Source organism: Pseudomonas sp. S30 (genome assembly GCF_016518545.1).
Taxonomy (GTDB): Bacteria; Pseudomonadota; Gammaproteobacteria; order Pseudomonadales; family Pseudomonadaceae; genus Aquipseudomonas.
In genome coordinates, this window is the sequence record NZ_JACVTO010000002.1 from 94,244 (window position 1) to 111,237 (window position 16,994).

The following is a 16,994-nucleotide window of genomic DNA, read 5'->3' on the forward strand; positions in this document are numbered from 1 at the left end:
GACATGAACAGGGGGGTGGCTGTGATTGCGTCGCAGACATCAATAGCCGGTCGGGAGCGGCCATGCAAGGATCACGACCACCCCGCGACAGGGCTCAGCCACTCCAGCCGGCGTGGCGCAAACGGCAGTTCAAGGATTCATGCCGGCGCCAGTTCCACCGTTTCGCCGAACAGCGTCGCCAACCTCTCCTGGTGAGTCACCGCCACCACGGTACAGCCCGGCAATTCCCGCTTGAGCATCTCCAGCAATCCCTGGGCACTGGCACTGTCCAGCTGGCTCGTCGCCTCGTCCAGGTACAAGGTGTCCGGCCGGTACAACAGTGCGCGCGCCAGGCTTGCCCGCTGCTGTTCACCGCCAGACAGCACGCGCGCCCATTCCGCCTGCGTGTCCAGCTGCCCGATCAAACCGCCCAGCCCTACCTTGCCCAGGACATCGACCAACAGCCTGTCGTCGATCGAGCGCACCTGTGGATAGGCGAGTAACCGACGCAAGCTCATGTGTGGCATGTAGGGCTTCTGCGGCAACAGCAGGCTGCGCCCCGGTGGCAACTGCCAGTCACCCAGGCAATAGGGCCACAAGCCCTGCAAGGTTCGGAGCAAGGTCGACTTGCCCAGCCCGCTGCGCCCGCCCAGACGCAACCATTGCCCTTGCCCGACACGCAGGTCGATGTCTCGCAGCAGCGTGCTGCCGTCGGGTCGGCGCAGCGTCAGCCCGCGCATGCACAGGCAGTCGCCACGTTCAGCCGTGGTGGCCTGCCTGCGACTGGCAGCGATGGCCCGTTCGAACTGGTCCAGACGCTGCAGGGCTGCACTCCAGCGCACCAGCTTGTTGTACAGCTTGATGAACCAGCTGAGCGAGCCGTGCACAGCGTTGAAGGCGCTGCGAATCTGCATCAGGCCACCCAAGGTGATGGTCTTGGCCATGAACGCCGGCAACGCGGCGAACACCGGGATGATCAGGCTCAAGCGTTCGTAGGACACGGTGAACAGGCTGAGGTTGCGCTCGCGCCCCATCAACTGCCGCCAGTTGTCGGCGATGGCGCGAAAGCGCTCTGCCAGGTGCTCGCGCTCCACGGCTTCGCCCCGGTACAGGGCAATCTGCTCGGCATGATCACGCTTGCGCAGCAGGCTGGCGCGAAAGTCTGCCTCGCGGTGTTCTCGCTCGTAGTTCAGCGCATGCAGCGGCTTGCCGATCAGGTGGGTGAGTAGACTCCCGAACAAGGTATAGGCCAGCACGATCCACACCAGGTAGCCGTGCACCGTGAAGGCCTCGCCGAACAGCGTGAAGGTCTGCACCCCCGACAGGTTCCAGAGAATCACCACGAAGGCGCCGACCTGCGCCAGGTTGATCACCAGCGAGGCCACCAGCTCGATGCTCAGGCCGACCATGAGGTCGATATCCTGGGCGATGCGCTGGTCGGGATTGTCCGGCTCGCCAGTCAGCCCCAGCCGGTAGAAGGCCTGGTCGGCCAGCCATGCATCGAGCAGACGTCCGGTCATCGCCCGGCGCCAGCGTAGTTCCAGCGCCTTGCGGATGTAGTCCATGGCCACGACGATCAGCACGTAGCTGCCCAGGTAAAGCCCGTACTCGCCCACCAGGCCGTACAACCCTTGGGTGTCGAACGCAGCGAGGGTGTCGTAGAACGCTTTGCTCCAGCTGTTGATCAGCACGTTGATCTGCACCACCAGCAGCCCCAGCCCGATCACCGCTGCCATCATCAGCCAGGCCCGCCATTGCCGACGGTCGTGCCAGAACGGGCGGCTCAGGCGATAGAAGGTACGCAAGGTGTTCACAGGGCCTGCTCCAGCGCGGCAGGCGATGGCAGCAGGCGCAACTGCACCTGGTTGGCGGCCGGGAACAGCTGCCGCGCCAGTCGCTGCATCGCCGGCAGAGTCAGCGCCTGTGGCAGGGTCGCCTGTTCGCTGAGGTAGCGTGGGTCCTGCCAATGGCGTTCACTGAGGATCAGGCGCTTGAACTGGGTTTGCGGGTCTGCGCGACGTCTGGCCTCCTGGCGCTCCAGTTCCCTGCGCTGCGACAGCAGCCACGCTTCATCCACGCTCAGTTCGGCCAGCGTGCGTTGAGCCAACGCCCAGAGCTCGTCCACGCGCGCAGGGTCGCAGGTGAAGCTCAGGGTACTTTCGATGCGCTGGGAATCTGGATCGAGCTGCGCGTCGAAACTTAGCCGATACACCCCGGATGCCTCACCGCGCAGTCGCTGCTTGAGTCGCTGGTTGGCCAGCTCTCGCAGCAGCGCGACGCGCATGGCGGCCTGGGGTTGCCAGGCCAGCGGCTGGAAACTGCTGGCCTGCAGGACAGCCCGCGGCTCCGGCGCGATGGCCAGATCGCTGCGGCGCGCGCCTGGTCGCTGCAGCGCGGCGTGCGCGGCGGGCGCAGCGCCACGTGGCACATTGGCCAGGTAGCTGCGCACCAGCGGCTCCAGCTGGTCAGCCGCTACATCGGCCATCAGGTAGTAGGTCACGGGGGCACGGGTCAGGCGCTGCCAGTCTGCCTGCAACTGCGCGCGGTCCAGCTGTTGCAGGGCAATCGGCTCAGGCATCGGCCAATCATCGGCGCCGTACTTGAGCGCGCGCAACTCGCTCTCCTGGCGCGACCGTACATCCTCGGGTCGGCTGCGCACCCGTTGCAGCAGATCGCTGCGCGCTTGCTCGAACGACGTCGAGTCGATCTCCGCCTGCTGGCTCAGGCGATAGCTCTGCAGCAAGGCGGGCAGCTGCTGCGGGGCACCGCTGAGGTTCAGTTGCAGGCGCTGCGGCTGATGCTCGAGCCCGAGCGTGGCGCGCTGGGCCTGGCGCCACGCCAGTGCGCCCTGCGGCCCGCTGCGCACCGCCAGTTGCGCGGCCATCTGCAAGCGCCAGGCAGGCACGCCAGCCTGATGGTAGCCGGCGGACGAGTCGGCTTGCAGCAACCAGTTGCCGTCCGGGCCGTTGCGGCGCAGCCACACCAGGCGGTCACCGTTGCCCAGAGTCCAGTGCTCGACCTGCTCGGCAGCGAAGGCCTTACGGGCGACGATCTGCCCGGCAGGCGCGGGTGCAGCCGGCGTGTAAGTGGCGGTGACCGGCGCGTCTACCTGCTGCTGCACAGGGGCGCTTAGCGCCTGGCGGGCGATGGCCGCCTGCAATGCCTCGACGGCGGCCACGCTCGGCAATTCCACCTGCGCCTGCCCAGGCACACTGAACTGCAGCACCCGATCGGCACTGCCAAGCCATAGTCGCAGCCGGTCGTCGAGGTCTTTTCGCTCGATGCTGGGCAACACCTCCAGGTAACGACGTGCCGCAGCCTGGCGTTCGACCACGCGGGCGTCGGGTGCCGTGGCATTGTTGAGCTGTTCGACCCACTGCTCGAAGGTGCGGGGCGTCTGGTTGGCCAAGGTCTTGTCGCCGAGCGCACGAATGTGGGCGCTTTCGTTGGCGAAATCCTGCGCGCTGAAACCATGCTGGCGCAGGCGCTCTATCTCGGTCAGCAGCTGGCGCAGGGCTTGTTCGTGCTGCAGGTCCTCGACGCCAGCGGCGATTCCCAGCACCGTGGACTGGCTGCCGATCAGGGTCTTCTGCGCGGTCAGGCTGCGCACGCCGGGCTGCCTGGGCTGGCGACGCAGGCTGTCGACCAGGGCCGCGAGCGTCATGCGGTCGATCAACCGCTCACGCAGGGCGGCGCGCGTGGTACCGCGACTGTCGGGTTCGTGCAGGCGCAGCAGCAACGACACCTGATTGCTGCCGGACTGCGGGTCCTGCAGACGGAAGATCTTCAAGTGGTCGTCCAGCGGCAGATCGCGGTGATCACGCTGCGGCGTGGTGCCCGCCTGGGTCTTGCCGAAGACTGCTTCGATCTGCGCCAGCATCGCTGTAGGCTCGAAGTCGCCCACGGCTGAGATAACCATGTTCGAAGGCTGGTACCAGGTGGCCTGGAACGCCTTCAGGCTGGCCAGGCTGGCGTTGCGGATGGCCGCTTCGTTGCCGATGGTGCGGTGTGCCGGGTAACGCGAGCCAACCCGCTGCGAAGCCGTGCGCTGTTCGTTCATGCGCTGCGCCACGCCCAGCCCACCACGCCATTCCTCGATCACGATCGGCCGCTCCCGCTCCAGATCAGCCGCGCTGTAGTCACGGGAGAACGCCATGTCGGCAAGCACTTGCAGGGCCTGCGGCGCCTGGCGCGTGCCCGTAGGCGGGCTGAGCATGTACTGGGTACGCTCGTAATTGGTCACGGCATTGAAGTGCCGGCCTTGCACCCAGCCCAGGCCGACCATGCGCGCCCGCAGGTTCTCGTTGTGCCCGGCATGGCTGTGGAACACCAGGTGCTCGACCAGGTGGGCGACGCCGACCTGGTCGTCGGCCTCGTCCACAGAGCCGGCATTGATGGTCATGCGCAGGTCCAGTCGGCCAGGTTGTGCGGTCTCGCGCACCAGGCGGTAGTGCATGCCGTTGGCCAGCGTGCCCTGGGTCACCTGGGCGTCCCACGGCAATGGCGAATCAGGTTCGGGCAGCGCAGCGCAGGCGCCGAGCAGCAGCGGGCCGAGCAGGCCCGCGAGGAGCGTTTTCATCGGGGTTTCCACGGTTTTTTGTAGGAGGTGTCAGAACCGGTAGCCGACTTCCAGCCAGTACTGGCGGCCGATCTCGTAGGTGGTGCGGGCGGTGCTGCTGTTGCTGACGATCGGGTTGACCTTGTCGGTGACGTTGGTCACATCCACGGCCACGAACAGCGCCTGCTCCCGGGCCGTGGGGATTTCCCATTTGACGCGCATGTCCCAGGTCGGCGCCGCAGCCACCGACGCCGTGTCGTAGACCCGCAGGGATTCGCCGTCGACGTCCTGGTAGAGTCCGGTATCGATGATCTGCTTGTACGCACCGCGATAGCGCAGGAAGTTGCTGATGCTCAGGTGCCAGCTGGGAATTTCGGTGATGGTGGTCAGCCGCGCGGTCCAGGGGCGGTTGAAGTCGCTGGCCGGCAGCTCACTGTAGGCCAGGCGGCTGCCGTCATAGATCACGTCGTCGTCGGCGTATTCCGCTTCGCTGAAGCCGCTTTCGTAGGTGCTGTAGGCGTTCTTGCTGCGTGACCAGTCCAGCGCCAGCTGCAGGCTGGTGACGCTGCCCAGTACGCGCCACGACTGGCTCGGGGTGATCGTCAGGGAGACGTTGTCGCTCTCGCTGGCACCGGCGTTGACATAGGTGTAGTAGATGCTCTGGTAGCCATCGACTGGGTCGAGGCCGAGCGTGCGCGACGATGTGCGCACCACCTGATCGTTGCCCTTGCGGTGCACGTATTTCAGACGGAAGTCAGTGTCCAGCCAGCGCTGCTCCAGCCCCAGCATCAACTCGTCGTCGTAAGGAATGTCCATGTCCGAGAAGCGGTTGGTATTGAGCGTCTGGCGCCCTACCCATGCGCCGTTCTGGGTGGTGCGGGTATAGGTGGTGTTCAAGCCCTGGCGGCCGTCGGCGAGGCGGTACTTGAACAGGTTGCGCCCGTAGTAACGGTTGGCGCCGAACACCAGCACGGTACTGCGGTCGCCGAAGAAGTCGTAGTCACCGGCAAAGCGCGGCGACACGGTCTTCTGCTTCATGTAGTCGTCGCCCTCGAAGCGCAAGCCCGGACGCAGGCTGAGCTTGCCGATCTGCATCTGGTCGTCGATGAAGAACGCGTAGGCATTTTCCGTGAGGTCGATCTTGCCCGCATTGTACTGGGTGCGGGTGCTGCCCCACTGGCGGGTGCTACCGTTGAGCAGAGGGCTGACGGAGCACCAGGGGTCACTGCCGGCACAGCCGGTGCCATTGTCGCGCTTGAACACTGAGACGCCCTGCCCGGTTTTCTCGCGCTCCCAGGTGGCACGCTGCTGCGAAAGCTCAATACCCGTGGTGAATCCATGGCTGATGCCGGCGAACTCGAAAGCCTGCCACTCGCCCTTGAGGGTGTAGTCGATGCCGCGCTGGGTCTGGTCGAGATTGCCGAACGCGCCCTCCCCGCTGCGGGACGTGTTACTGCTGGGGTTGCCCCAGTTCTTGGCCGCGGAGTAGTACCAGAGCACGGTATCCGTCTCGTCCGACTCGCGCGAACTGTACAGGTTGGTCAGCGCCAGGGTATGGGTCCAGCGTGCCTGGTCACCCTCCCAGATCGCCTTCAGCGAACCCTGCCAGCCACCATTCTTGTTGGTGAACTGGGAGTTCAGGAAGTTCTGGCGAAAGAACACGTTCTCCTGGGGCGCCTGGATGAAAGAGCTTTCCAGGGTCAGCCGATCGTTGACGTCCCAGTAGGTCTTGAGCATGTAGTTGTCCAGCTGCCGGGTCTGATCCTGGCGGCTGTCGGCATTGGGGCTTGCGTAACCGTTGTCGTAGAGGTTGAGCGGGATCACCGAACGGCGCTGGGAAAAGCTCAGGATCGCGCCGAAATCATCGGTCAGGTGGCCTTCGAGCATGCCGCGCAGCGTGGTTTTCTCGAACTCTGGCTGGTACTGCTCCGAGGACGAATTCTCGAAGCTCTCCTGGTCCTGCTCGGTGATGTGGTAGCGCGTCCATTCGGAGCGACTGAGTCCATAGGAGAACTTGCCGTGAAGATCCTTGCTCGGACGCCGGGTGATGGCATCGATCACGCCGCCATTGAAGCCGCCGTACTCGGCCGGCACGTTGCTGTCGTAGACCTTCACTTCCTGCAGCAGGTCGGCGTCCAGGGCGATGCCATGGGGGTTGCTGGGCGCGGCGTCGAACTGGCGGTTCTCGCTGTAGCCATGGGCCCCGGGGTCGAGGTCGTTGTTGATCGAGATGCCGTCGATCATGAAGTTGTTCTGGTAGAACTTGGCGCCATTGATGCTGATGTCGGCCGGGTCGATCTCGCCTGGCGTGCTGGAGCTTTTCTGCGACCCGGAGAACTGCACGCTGGGGTGCATCTGCAACAGCGTGGTGATGTCGCCGTTGGCCCCGGGGAAGGCACGGATGGCATCGTTGCTGATGACCGTGGCGCCGAGGTAGCCATTGCCTTCGGTGTCGCCCAGCACCAAAGTATCGTGCAGCTCCATCGGGCCGGCAGCGGCTTCGCTGTGCAGCAGACGCAGGCTGACTCCGTCACCGTCCGCGTCCCAGGTCAGGCCGCTGCCTGAAAGCAGACGAGACAGTGCGGCCTCGCTGCTGAAGTGGCCACGCACCGGGTTGCCGTTGGCACCTTCGAGCAGTTGCGCATCGGCACTGACCTGCAGCCCGCTCTGCTGACCGAAGGCGATCAGCGCGGCGGCCAACTGCTGCGCCGGGATAGCGAACGCGTGCACCTGCGACAACTGCGCGGGTGCGTCGGCGGCCCACGACATCGCCATCGGCAGCAGGCAACCCAGGCCCAGCGCGCCGCTGCCCAAGGCGTATTTCAGGCGCAACGACCAATCCCGCGCGCTGCGCGGCTTGCGGATTGTTGTTTGAGTCATGCCACATCCCCACCCCCGGACGAGCGCCGGGTCGTAAAATTGAATACGAATCGATATCAGTTGTTGCGCGCGGGGGAGAAGACGGGGCAGTTCGAGGAATTTTCAGAAAATTCTGAAATTATTTTGCTGGGGTCGTTAAAAGGCTGTGGCGCAATGACCGCGAGGGGTGTCACGGCTTGCTCAGAACCACAAGCCAGGGCCCATAGCTGTGCACTTCACCGCCATGGGGCCGGAGCATCGCGCGCAGCGCGGCCTGAGGCTTGCGCAGGTCGTAGACCCCCGTGACACGCTGGTCACCCAAGGCCTCGTCCCGCAGCACCACCAGGCCTGGCAGATACCGCGCCAGCTCCTGCACCAGTTCGGCGACACGTTGATCGTCGGCGATCAACTGCCCCTGTCGCCAGGCGGCCGCCTGGGAAGGCGCGAAGGCTTGCACCTGCGCGACGCCATCGGCGTAGCGCAGCCGCTGCCCGGCCGTGAGCGCGCCAGACAGTACCTGGTCATTGCCGGTATCTTCGACCCGTACCGAGCCATGCTGCACGTCCACCCCCACCCTGTCCGGCTGCAGCTGGACGTTGAACGCGGTGCCAGTGACCGTCACCCGCACTTGGTCCGCGCGCACATGGAACGGCTTGGCCTTGTTGGGCACGACTTCGAAGAACGCCTGGCCACCGAGCAGGCGCACGTCGCGGTGGCCACCCGAGTAGTCCACGCTGATGGCCGTGTCGCTGTCCAGTTGCACCACGCTGCCGTCGGCCAGCGTGACATCTCGCGTCTCGCCCTGGGCGGTGCGGTAGTCGGCCTGCAGGCGCAGGCTCAGCGCTGGCGCCACGGCCACCAGCAGACACGCCGCCACCGCGGCCCCGAGCCACCAGCGACGCGCGCGCCGTGGCTTTCTCGTCGGAAGCTGGAGCGGCACCGCCGCCGCCATGGCAGGCGGCTCGGGCCATTGCTCGACGGTGGCAGGCGCCAGCTGGCCAGTCAGTCGCCAGAGCCGCTCGGCCTTGCCATAGGCGTGGGCATTGGCCACGTCGCTGGCGCACCACTGTGCCAGCTCGGCACGCAGTTGCACATCGTGCGGGGCCTGCTGGATGCGCAGGAGCCAGTCCAGCGCCTCGTCGCGGTGGCTGGATATGCGGTCTGCTGACGTCATGTCCGGCGAATCTCCATGGGGCTCAAGGGCGCGAAGGGTCGCACAGAGTCGGCCCGTTCAGCAAAGGACGCGCCAGCCGCAGGTTTTTTCACTGCTCGTCCTCCAGATGGGCCATGCAATGGCGCAAGGCGTCGTGGACCAATTGATGCACCAGGCTCACCGACACATTCAGGTGCGCCGCCACCTGCTGCAGGGTGAAGCCACCCAGGCGGTGCATCTCGAACGCCAGCCGGGTACGCGCGGGCAAGGTTTCGAGGGCACGGCCGATGGCCGCGAGCTCGTTCTGCTGGGTGACGGTGGTCTCGGGTGAGGCAGTGCTGGAGGGCAGTTCGGCGAGTAGCTCGTCGCCACCGGGCTGGGCCTTTTCAGTGGCCATGCGGCGGGTATGGTCGAGCGCCAGGTTGCGCACGATTCGATAGAGATAACTGGCTGGGTGGCAGATTTCAGTACTGTCGTCATGACGGCTGAAGCGTAGCCAAGCTTCCTGCACCACGTCTTCGGCGCGGGCCCGGCAGCCCACGATCGGCGACGCATAATCGAGCAACGCCGCTCGATGAGCCAGGTAGAGCTGGAGCTTGTCGTCCGTCACAGCACGGTAACCGAAGATTACGAGGGCGAGGATGGTATACGCGACCAAGAATCATTATCAAGTGTTACACGGTGACCAAGGCGTTTGGTGGCCGCTGGACGGATGACCAGCGGTATCGAGTGAAGCGGTCGGGCGAGGTACACCCGGACGCTTCCCGGTAGGAGGAAGTGGTGACGTCAGGAGCGTGCTCAGCCGGAAGCGGAGTGAGATCGACTAAGGCGCGCGCCAGAACTTTTCAAAATCTCCTACCCCGATGCGTGGTCGGGGCAGGAGGCAGTAACAACCTTCCCATGCCAGGATGCCAAATTTGACCTTGAATCTGCTGACACTCCGCCCCTCGGCTCCACCTCTACCAGGCATACGCCTGAGGTGCTTCGCCGCCTGGGCCGGGCCAGATCGTGTCCAGCCTCGACAGGGTGGAAGCCGAGAGTTTCAGCTCAAGTGCCTTGAGATTCTCGCGCAATTGCTCGGCAGTCCGAGGTCCACTGAGCGCTGCGGTTACCACTGGGTTTTGAAGGAGCCAGGCGAGTGCCACATCAGCCGGCGCGGCGCCCAACTCGTCGCATAGCGCTTCATAGGCCTCAAGTTGCGGTCGGAGCAGCTCGATCCTCTGCTGCAAGTGAGGCGTCGCTCGACGGCCTCCAGCGATCTTGCGCAGGACGCCACCCAGTAGCCCCATACCGATCGGGCTCCAAGGGATCAGCCCGATCCCGAAGTGACGCAGCGCCGGGATCACTTCAAGCTCAAGAGTGCGTTGGGTGAGGTTGTACAGGCTTTGCTCCGAGGCAAGCCCCAACAGGTTGCGCGCACCGGCCATGCACTGGGCGGTGGCGATGTCCCAGCCGGCGAAGTTGCTGCTGCCGACGTAGGTGATCTTGCCTTCACGGATCAACTGCTCCATTGCCTGCCAGACTTCTTCCCAAGGCGTAGCACGGTCAACATGGTGCATCTGGTAAAGGTCGATATGGTCAGTTTTCAGACGCCGAAGACTGGCTTCGCAGGCACGACGTATGTGATAGGCCGACAGGTACTTGTCGTTGGGACCCGTATTCATGGGCTGGTACACTTTCGTCGCAAGCACGATCTTGTCGCGTCGCGACGGGTCCTGAGCAAGCCAGTTACCGATGATCTCTTCGGAGGTGCCATAACCCCTGGCCATGTCCGGTGACTGCGGCCCGCCGTACACATCGGCGGTGTCGAAGAAGTTGATGCCGGCGTCAATAGCCTCACTCATGATTGCAAAGCTGGTCTTTTCGTCGGTCAGCTCGCCGAAGTTCATGGTGCCAAGCCCGATGCGGCTGACCTTGAGGCCGGTTCGGCCCAGATTTGAATATTTCACTGCCTTTAACTCCTGTGACTTCGCAAGTTTGGAGAATTCTGATCAGGCGTTCGTTGGCACTGTCGACAAGAGCGCTTACGCGGCCGTCGTACCTGTCACTTCAGGTTGTCGTCGAAGAACCTGGCAATACGATCAAAAGGAATTTTGTCAGTGCGGTCATACAAATCGACGTGGCTTGCCCCGCGAACGATCAAGAGCTCTTTGGGTTCCTCGGCCGCCGCGAATGCGGTCTCGCTGAAGTAACGCGAATGGGCTTTTTCCCCGTGGATGAAGAGGATGGGGCGCGGCGAGATTTCCTTGATATAGGTCAGCAGCGGCATGTTCATGAATGACAGCGGTGTCGTCACCGTCCAGGCATTACCGGAGTTGACAGCCCGTGGATGGTAGCCGCGGGGCGTCATGTAGTAATCGTGGTAGTCAACGAGAAACTGTGCCTCACCGCCCTCGAGCTTGTTATAGGGTGGCTGATAGCCGGGCGCACCGCCTTGAGCATCGACCCAGCGCTGCTGACTGAGTCGCTCCAGCGTTTGCGTACGCTGCTCGAGTGTCACGCTGTCGTTGTAGCCCTTGGACATTAGTCGCGTCATGTCATACATGGTGCTGGTCACCACGGCTTTGACTCGCTTGTCTACAGCCGCAGCGTTGAGTGCCATGCCGCCCCATCCGCAAATACCGATGATACCGATGCGCTGGCGATCGACCTCCGGCAGCAAGCCAATAGCGTCCACGGCGGCGCTGAAGTCCTCGGTATTGATGTCGGGGGATGCCACATTGCGCGGCTGACCACCACTTTCTCCGGTGTACGATGGGTCGAACGCCAGCGTGACAAAGCCGCGTTCAGCCAAGATTTGTGCATACAGCCCAGAAGACTGCTCCTTGACCGCGCCGAACGGACCGCTGACGACCACCGCCGGCAGGCGCGCATGGGGGCGCTGCTTGGGGACGTAGACGTCGGCCGCGAGCGTGATGCCGTAGCGATTGGTGAAGGTGACTTTGCGATGATCGACCTTTGCACTCTGCGGGAAAGTCTTGTCCCATTCCTGCGTCAACTGCAATTGCATTGTCTTGGCTCCAGGGTTGGTTGCGGAGTTGGCAGGGGTATTGGCTTGGCAGCCAAATAGCGCCATCAGCGCGGCCGCGAGTCCTAGCATTGGCAAAAGCCAATTGCTGCGCTGGTGAGGCTTGCGTTGCGGGATGTTCATGGCGTTCTCCTGAGATTCTGTGCTTGCAAAGAGCGATGACCGGCCACGCCCCTCTTGTTGGCTGCGTTAACGGGCCGAGTTAGTCGAACGTGCTGTGACAAGGGTCAAGACCGCCGAAACCAGCAAGACTGTGGCGCTCATCAGGAAAGCACTCTCAAAGCCTCGTTGGTCGAACAAGAGCCCGCCCAGCGTGGAACCCAAGGCAATGGACAGCTGGACAACGGCGACGAAAAGGCCTCCCCCTGCTTCCGCATCGTTGGGGAAGACCCTGGCAATCCACGCCCACCAACCCACTGGTGCCGAGGTACCGGTCAGTCCCCAAAGCCCGAGCAGGGCGATGACAATGACCAACTGGTCCCCGAGTGCCACCAAGGTGGTGGCAATCAGGCACATCACGAACGGAATGACCGTCAGCGTCTCGTAGAAGCGGTGCTGGAGAACTCGGCCAATAACAAGGGTGCCGATGAAGCCAGCAGTGCCGATCACAAGCAGGACGAAGGAAATTCCAGCGCCGTGCACATCCGTCACGCTCTCCAGGAACGGTCGAACGTAGGTGAACAAGGCGAACTGCCCCATGAACAGCAAGCTGCTCGCCAGCATGCCAACCGGCACTGCGGGACGTTTGAGCAGCGCGAAGACCTTGAACACATTGGCCTTCCCCGATGCGGGCGCGGTAACCGGCATGGGCGGCAAGGTTTTCCATTGCCAGGCAAGTGCCGCCAGGGCAATCGGCACAAGACAGAGAAAGGCTCCACGCCAACCTATGAGCGTGCCCAGCCAGGCACCCAGCGGGGCAGCAACCACCGTAGCGAGTGCGTTACCACCGTTCACCAGCGCCAGTGCCCGGGGCACGTCGCGACTGGAAACCAAGCGCATGGCCGTAGCTGCTGACATTGACCAGAATCCGCCGATCACGACTCCGATCAATGCCCGGCCCAGCATGTAGACCCAATAAGAAGATGCCAGCGCGACAATTGCGCCGGATACCCCCATGGCTGTCGTCAGCCACAGCAGCAGTTGCTTACGGTCTAAGCTGCCAGCCAGCGAAGAAATGAACAGGCTGGTGATCACCGCGAACGCCCCAGAAATAGCGATGCCCTGACCTGCCATGCCTTCGGTAATGCCGAGGTCGTTGGAAATAGGGGTCAGCAGGCTAACCGGCAAGAATTCGGAAGCGACCAACGCAAATGCGCACACGGATATCGCTAAAACCCCACCCCAGGAGCTGGATTGGGCAGAGGACTCACGGTTGGGATTGAGAGTACTGACAGTCATTGCATGCCCTAGCGTTTGCGGATCGCTCCGCGAAGCCCTGAATGTTCAGGCATGCGATGGTGGGCGACTAGCTAATCAATACTGAACAGGGTTATTAGCTTCACTAATAAATCATTCGTGCCAGACTAAGGTCATGTTCAAACGTAACCTCAATGATCTCCTATCATTCGTGACTGTCGCGCGTGAAGGTACCTTCACCCGCGCCGCAGCACAGTTAGGTTTCACTCAATCCGCCCTGAGCCAGGCGATCAGTGGGCTTGAAGCGCGCCTGAAAATACGGTTGCTCACTCGCACCACTCGCAGCGTCGCGCTCACGGCAGCGGGTGAACGCTTGCTCAATGCAATCGGCAATCGGTTCGATGAGATCGAGGCTGAGCTGGATGAGTTGTCTGCGTTGCGCGACAAGCCCACGGGTACGGTCCGGATCACTTGCGGAGATCATATCCAGAGGACATTGCTGCTGCCCAAACTTACGTCGCTGCTTTTCGAGTATCCAGACATCAAGCTGGAATTCGACATCAACTACGGTTTCCGCGATATCGTGGCCGATCGCTTCGATGCCGGCGTGCGTCTGGGTGACACCATCGATAAGGACATGATCGCGATGCCCATTGGTCCGCCATTGCGCATGGCCGTCGTCGCTTCACCCGCATACTTCCGCGTGCACCCAAAGCCACGCAAACCGAATGACTTACTCGGTCATAACTGCATCAACATGCGCATGCAGTCCGGGGGTGGACTGTATGTCTGGGACTTTCAGCGCAAAGACAAGCAAGTCAACGTCCGGGTCGAAGGACAATTGGTGTTCAACACGTCCCCCAACGTCGTGGACGCCGCGTTGGCGGGGCTGGGGGTCGCCTGGTTGCCTGAGGAAGAATTCGCGCCTCACATTGAGAACGGTAGCCTGGTACGCGTTTTAGAGGAGTGGTGCCCTGCCTTTCCAGGGTATTACCTGTACTACCCAAGCCGAAGACAGCCATCCCCAGCATTCTCTTTGGTACTGGAGGCGTTACGAGTTCCGAGATAACACAATTTCATTTATGGATCAGTCATCAGGAAAGCGAAACCTGAATAGCCGCTCTTCCCGCGACACAGGGTTCAACTGAGGGACGTGGGTTGATTTCACCAAGCCTGGGAGGCAGGTTTCGGCTCTCTGCAGGAGCATCCATGATGGCTGCTTTGAGTCCTGAGGATCGAGCAAGGAAGGCCTGGAGATGAAGACCCCCGTGAACACGGGGGTCTAGGGCTTGTCTCGAGCTATATTGGGCTGTGTCAAACTCTGATGTAATGTCTGAATCTTAATGTAACAACACAACCATTACATACCCAAACAACCCTTCACTCCACCGTCACCGACTTCGCCAGATTACGCGGCTGGTCCACATCGGTCCCCTTCAGCACTGCCACATAGTACGACAGCAACTGCAACGGGATGGTGTAGAGGATCGGCGCCAGGGCATCGATGATGTGCGGCACCTTGATCACGTGGGTGCCTTCGCCGTTGCTCATGCCCGCGTTCTCGTCGGCGAACACCACCAGCTCACCGCCGCGGGCGCGCACTTCCTGCAGGTTGGACTTGAGCTTCTCCAGCAGTTCGTTGTTCGGGGCGACGGTCACCACCGGCATGTCGGCATCCACCAGCGCCAACGGGCCGTGCTTGAGTTCGCCAGCCGGGTAGGCCTCGGCGTGGATATAGGAAATTTCCTTGAGCTTGAGCGCGCCTTCCATCGCGACCGGGTACTGGGCGCCGCGGCCGAGGAACAGGGTGTGGTGCTTGTCGGCGAACAGTTCAGCGGTCTTCTCCACCACGGCGTCCATGGCCAGGGCTTCGCCCAGGCGGGCTGGCAGGCGGCGCAGTTCCTCGACCAGCTCGGCTTCTACAGCGGCGTCCAGGGTGCCACGCACTTTGCCCAGGGCCAGGGTCAGGAGCATCAGTGAGACCAGCTGGGTGGTGAACGCCTTGGTGGACGCCACGCCGATTTCCGGACCCGCCAGGGTCAGCAGGGTGAGGTCCGATTCTCGTACCAGCGAGCTGATACCGACGTTGCAGATCGCCAGGCTGCCGAGGAAACCCAGCTCCTTGGCGTTGCGCAGTGCGGCCAGGGTGTCGGCGGTCTCGCCGGATTGGGAGATCGACACGAACAGGGTGTCGGGCTGCACCACTACCTTGCGGTAGCGGAATTCACTGGCCACCTCTACCTGGCACGGGATACCAGCCAGGCTTTCGAGCCAGTAACGGGCGACCATGCCGGCATGGTAGCTGGTGCCACAGGCGACGATCTGCACGTTGCGCACTTTGGCGAACAGCTCGGCGGCCTGCGGGCCGAAGGCCTGGACCATGACCTGATCCTTGCCCAGGCGCCCTTCCAGGGTGCGCTGGACGACCGAGGGCTGCTCGTGGATTTCCTTGAGCATGAAGTGGCGGTAGTGACCCTTGTCGGCCGCTTCGGCGCCTTCGTGATATTGCACGGTCTCGCGCTGCACGGGAGTGCCGGCCTGGTCCCAGATGCTCACCTGGTCGCGACGGATCTCGGCGATGTCGCCCTCTTCGAGGTACATGAAGCGGTCGGTGACCTGGCGCAGGGCCAACTGGTCGGAGGCCAGGAAGTTCTCACCGTGACCCAGGCCGATCACGAGCGGGCTACCACTGCGGGCGGCGACCAGGCGATCCGGTTGCTTGGCGCTGATCACCGACAGGCCGTAGGCACCGTGCAGGCGCTTGACCACGGCCTTGAAGGCCTCGGTCAGGTCGGGGATCTGCTTGAGGGTGTGATGGATCAGGTGCACGATCACTTCGGTGTCGGTCTGCGACGCGAACACATAGCCCAGCTCCTTGAGCTCCTCGCGCAAGGCTTCGTGGTTCTCGATGATGCCGTTATGCACCACTGCCACTTCCTGGCCGGAGAAATGCGGGTGGGCGTTGTGCTCGGTCGGGGCACCGTGGGTGGCCCAGCGGGTGTGGGCGATGCCCAGGTGACCGTTGAGCGGCTCGGCGTTCACCGCCGCCTCCAGTTCGGCCACCTTGCCGATCCGCCGGCGACGGTCCAGCTGACCCTCGGCCGTGATAACTACCAGGCCAGCGCTATCGTAACCGCGGTACTCGAGACGCTTGAGGCCTTCGATGAGGATGGAGGTGATGTTACGCTCGGCGACTGCACCGACGATTCCACACATGGTCATTGCTCCTGGCTGATCGCGGCGCAGATCAGGTTGATGCCGCGGGCTTGAATGTCGTCGCGTGCCGACTGGGGCAGGCGCTCGTCTGTAATGAGGGTGGTGACGCTGCTCCACGGCAGCTCGAGGTTGGGAATCTTGCGCCCGACCTTGTCCGACTCGACCATCACGATCACTTCCCGGGCCACCTCGGCCATGACGCGGCTGAGGCCGAGCAGCTCGTTGAAGGTGGTGGTGCCGCGGTTCAGGTCGATGCCATCGGCACCGATGAACAACTGGTCGAAATCGTAGGAGCGCAGGACCTGTTCGGCGACCTGCCCCTGGAAGGATTCGGAATGCGGGTCCCAGGTACCGCCGGTCATCAGCAGCACCGGCTCATGCTCCAGCTCACTGATGGCGCGGGCCACGTTCAGCGAGTTGGTCATCACCACCAGGCCTGGGTGGCGTCCGAGTTCGGCAATCATCGCCGCCGTGGTGCTGCCGCTGTCGATGATGATGCGCGCATGTTCGCGGATGCCGGCCACCGCCGCACAAGCGATGGCTCTCTTGTAGCTGGATACCGGGTGGGTGACGCCGACGAACATTTCCTGGGGAACGGGGACGGCGCCGCCGTAGCGACGCAACAGCAGGCCATTGGTTTCCAGAGCGGCCAGGTCCTTGCGGATGGTCACCTCGGAAGTCTCGAATCGCTTGGCCAGGGCGTCCACACTCACCTCGCCCTGCTCGGCGAGCAGCGCCAGGATGTTATGACGACGTTGAGGCGTATTTCGTTTCGACATGGATCTTTTAAGTTTCGATTCGAAAGATAATTTGCGCAATCAAAACCTAACTGTGGCTGTTCGTCA

Annotated in this window: 11 protein-coding genes; 1 reads left to right on the top strand and 10 read right to left on the bottom strand. The window is 63.0% G+C overall.

All coding sequences use genetic code 11. From position 1 onward, the window contains the following. Positions 1-137 precede the first annotated feature (137 nt). The 8 genes from IAE34_RS03275 to IAE34_RS03310 all read right to left on the bottom strand — a co-directional run bounded on the left by IAE34_RS03275 (position 138) and on the right by IAE34_RS03310 (position 12,975). Positions 138-1,793, bottom strand: coding sequence for an ABC transporter ATP-binding protein/permease (locus IAE34_RS03275; protein ID WP_200137423.1), 1,656 nt, complete (start codon positions 1,791-1,793; stop codon positions 138-140). After that, on the bottom strand, positions 1,790-4,558 hold the full coding sequence (locus IAE34_RS03280) for a M16 family metallopeptidase (RefSeq protein ID WP_200137424.1): 2,769 nt from the start codon (positions 4,556-4,558) through the stop codon (positions 1,790-1,792). Before IAE34_RS03280 ends, IAE34_RS03275 begins: the two co-directional genes overlap by 4 nt. 30 nt (positions 4,559-4,588) lie before the next feature. Then, the gene (locus IAE34_RS03285) at positions 4,589-7,417 is read right to left on the bottom strand and encodes a TonB-dependent receptor (RefSeq protein ID WP_200137425.1); all 2,829 of its coding nucleotides are present in this window, start codon (positions 7,415-7,417) and stop codon (positions 4,589-4,591) included. A gap of 169 nt (positions 7,418-7,586) precedes the next feature. Beyond that, positions 7,587-8,570, bottom strand: a complete 984-nt coding sequence (locus IAE34_RS03290; protein ID WP_200137426.1) for a FecR family protein — start codon at positions 8,568-8,570, stop codon at positions 7,587-7,589. An 88-nt stretch (positions 8,571-8,658) separates the two neighbouring features. After that, the gene (locus IAE34_RS03295; protein ID WP_200137427.1) at positions 8,659-9,159 is read right to left on the bottom strand and encodes a sigma-70 family RNA polymerase sigma factor; all 501 of its coding nucleotides are present in this window, start codon (positions 9,157-9,159) and stop codon (positions 8,659-8,661) included. Between the two features lie 349 nt (positions 9,160-9,508). After that, positions 9,509-10,498 carry an aldo/keto reductase gene (locus tag IAE34_RS03300; protein WP_200137428.1) on the bottom strand — a complete coding sequence of 330 codons (990 nt, stop codon included), beginning with the start codon at positions 10,496-10,498 and terminating at the stop codon, positions 9,509-9,511. A gap of 95 nt (positions 10,499-10,593) precedes the next feature. After that, entirely contained in the window at positions 10,594-11,700 is a 1,107-nt protein-coding gene (locus IAE34_RS03305; RefSeq protein ID WP_200137429.1) for an alpha/beta hydrolase, read from the bottom strand. 66 nt (positions 11,701-11,766) lie between these two features. After that, a complete protein-coding gene (locus IAE34_RS03310; RefSeq protein WP_200137430.1) occupies positions 11,767-12,975 on the bottom strand; it encodes an MFS transporter in 1,209 nt (402 codons plus the stop codon). A gap of 133 nt (positions 12,976-13,108) precedes the next feature. On the opposite strand from IAE34_RS03310, the gene IAE34_RS03315 reads away from it, so the two are divergent. Next, on the top strand, positions 13,109-14,002 hold the full coding sequence (locus IAE34_RS03315; protein ID WP_200137431.1) for a LysR family transcriptional regulator: 894 nt from the start codon (positions 13,109-13,111) through the stop codon (positions 14,000-14,002). A 311-nt stretch (positions 14,003-14,313) separates the two neighbouring features. Here the strand turns inward: IAE34_RS03315 and glmS are convergent, their stop codons facing one another. Further along, positions 14,314-16,149 (bottom strand): glutamine--fructose-6-phosphate transaminase (isomerizing), encoded by a 1,836-nt coding sequence (glmS, locus tag IAE34_RS03320; protein WP_200137432.1) that lies wholly within the window; start codon positions 16,147-16,149, stop codon positions 14,314-14,316. A gap of 2 nt (positions 16,150-16,151) precedes the next feature. After that, positions 16,152-16,928, bottom strand: coding sequence for a DeoR/GlpR family DNA-binding transcription regulator (locus IAE34_RS03325; protein WP_200137433.1), 777 nt, complete (start codon positions 16,926-16,928; stop codon positions 16,152-16,154). Between the last annotated feature and the right edge of the window lie 66 nt (positions 16,929-16,994).

Excerpts from the sequence above, each read along its gene's own strand:
- IAE34_RS03280 (WP_200137424.1), bottom strand. The coding sequence starts at position 4,558 with ATGAAAACGCTCCTCGCGGGCCTGCTCGGCCCGCTGCTGCTCGGCGCC.
- IAE34_RS03285 (WP_200137425.1), bottom strand. The coding sequence starts at position 7,417 with ATGACTCAAACAACAATCCGCAAGCCGCGCAGCGCGCGGGATTGGTCG.
- IAE34_RS03290 (WP_200137426.1), bottom strand. The coding sequence starts at position 8,570 with ATGACGTCAGCAGACCGCATATCCAGCCACCGCGACGAGGCGCTGGAC.
- IAE34_RS03305 (WP_200137429.1), bottom strand. The coding sequence starts at position 11,700 with ATGAACATCCCGCAACGCAAGCCTCACCAGCGCAGCAATTGGCTTTTG.
- IAE34_RS03310 (WP_200137430.1), bottom strand. The coding sequence starts at position 12,975 with ATGACTGTCAGTACTCTCAATCCCAACCGTGAGTCCTCTGCCCAATCC.
- IAE34_RS03315 (WP_200137431.1), top strand. The coding sequence starts at position 13,109 with ATGTTCAAACGTAACCTCAATGATCTCCTATCATTCGTGACTGTCGCG.
- glmS (WP_200137432.1), bottom strand. The coding sequence starts at position 16,149 with ATGTGTGGAATCGTCGGTGCAGTCGCCGAGCGTAACATCACCTCCATC.
- IAE34_RS03325 (WP_200137433.1), bottom strand. The coding sequence starts at position 16,928 with ATGTCGAAACGAAATACGCCTCAACGTCGTCATAACATCCTGGCGCTG.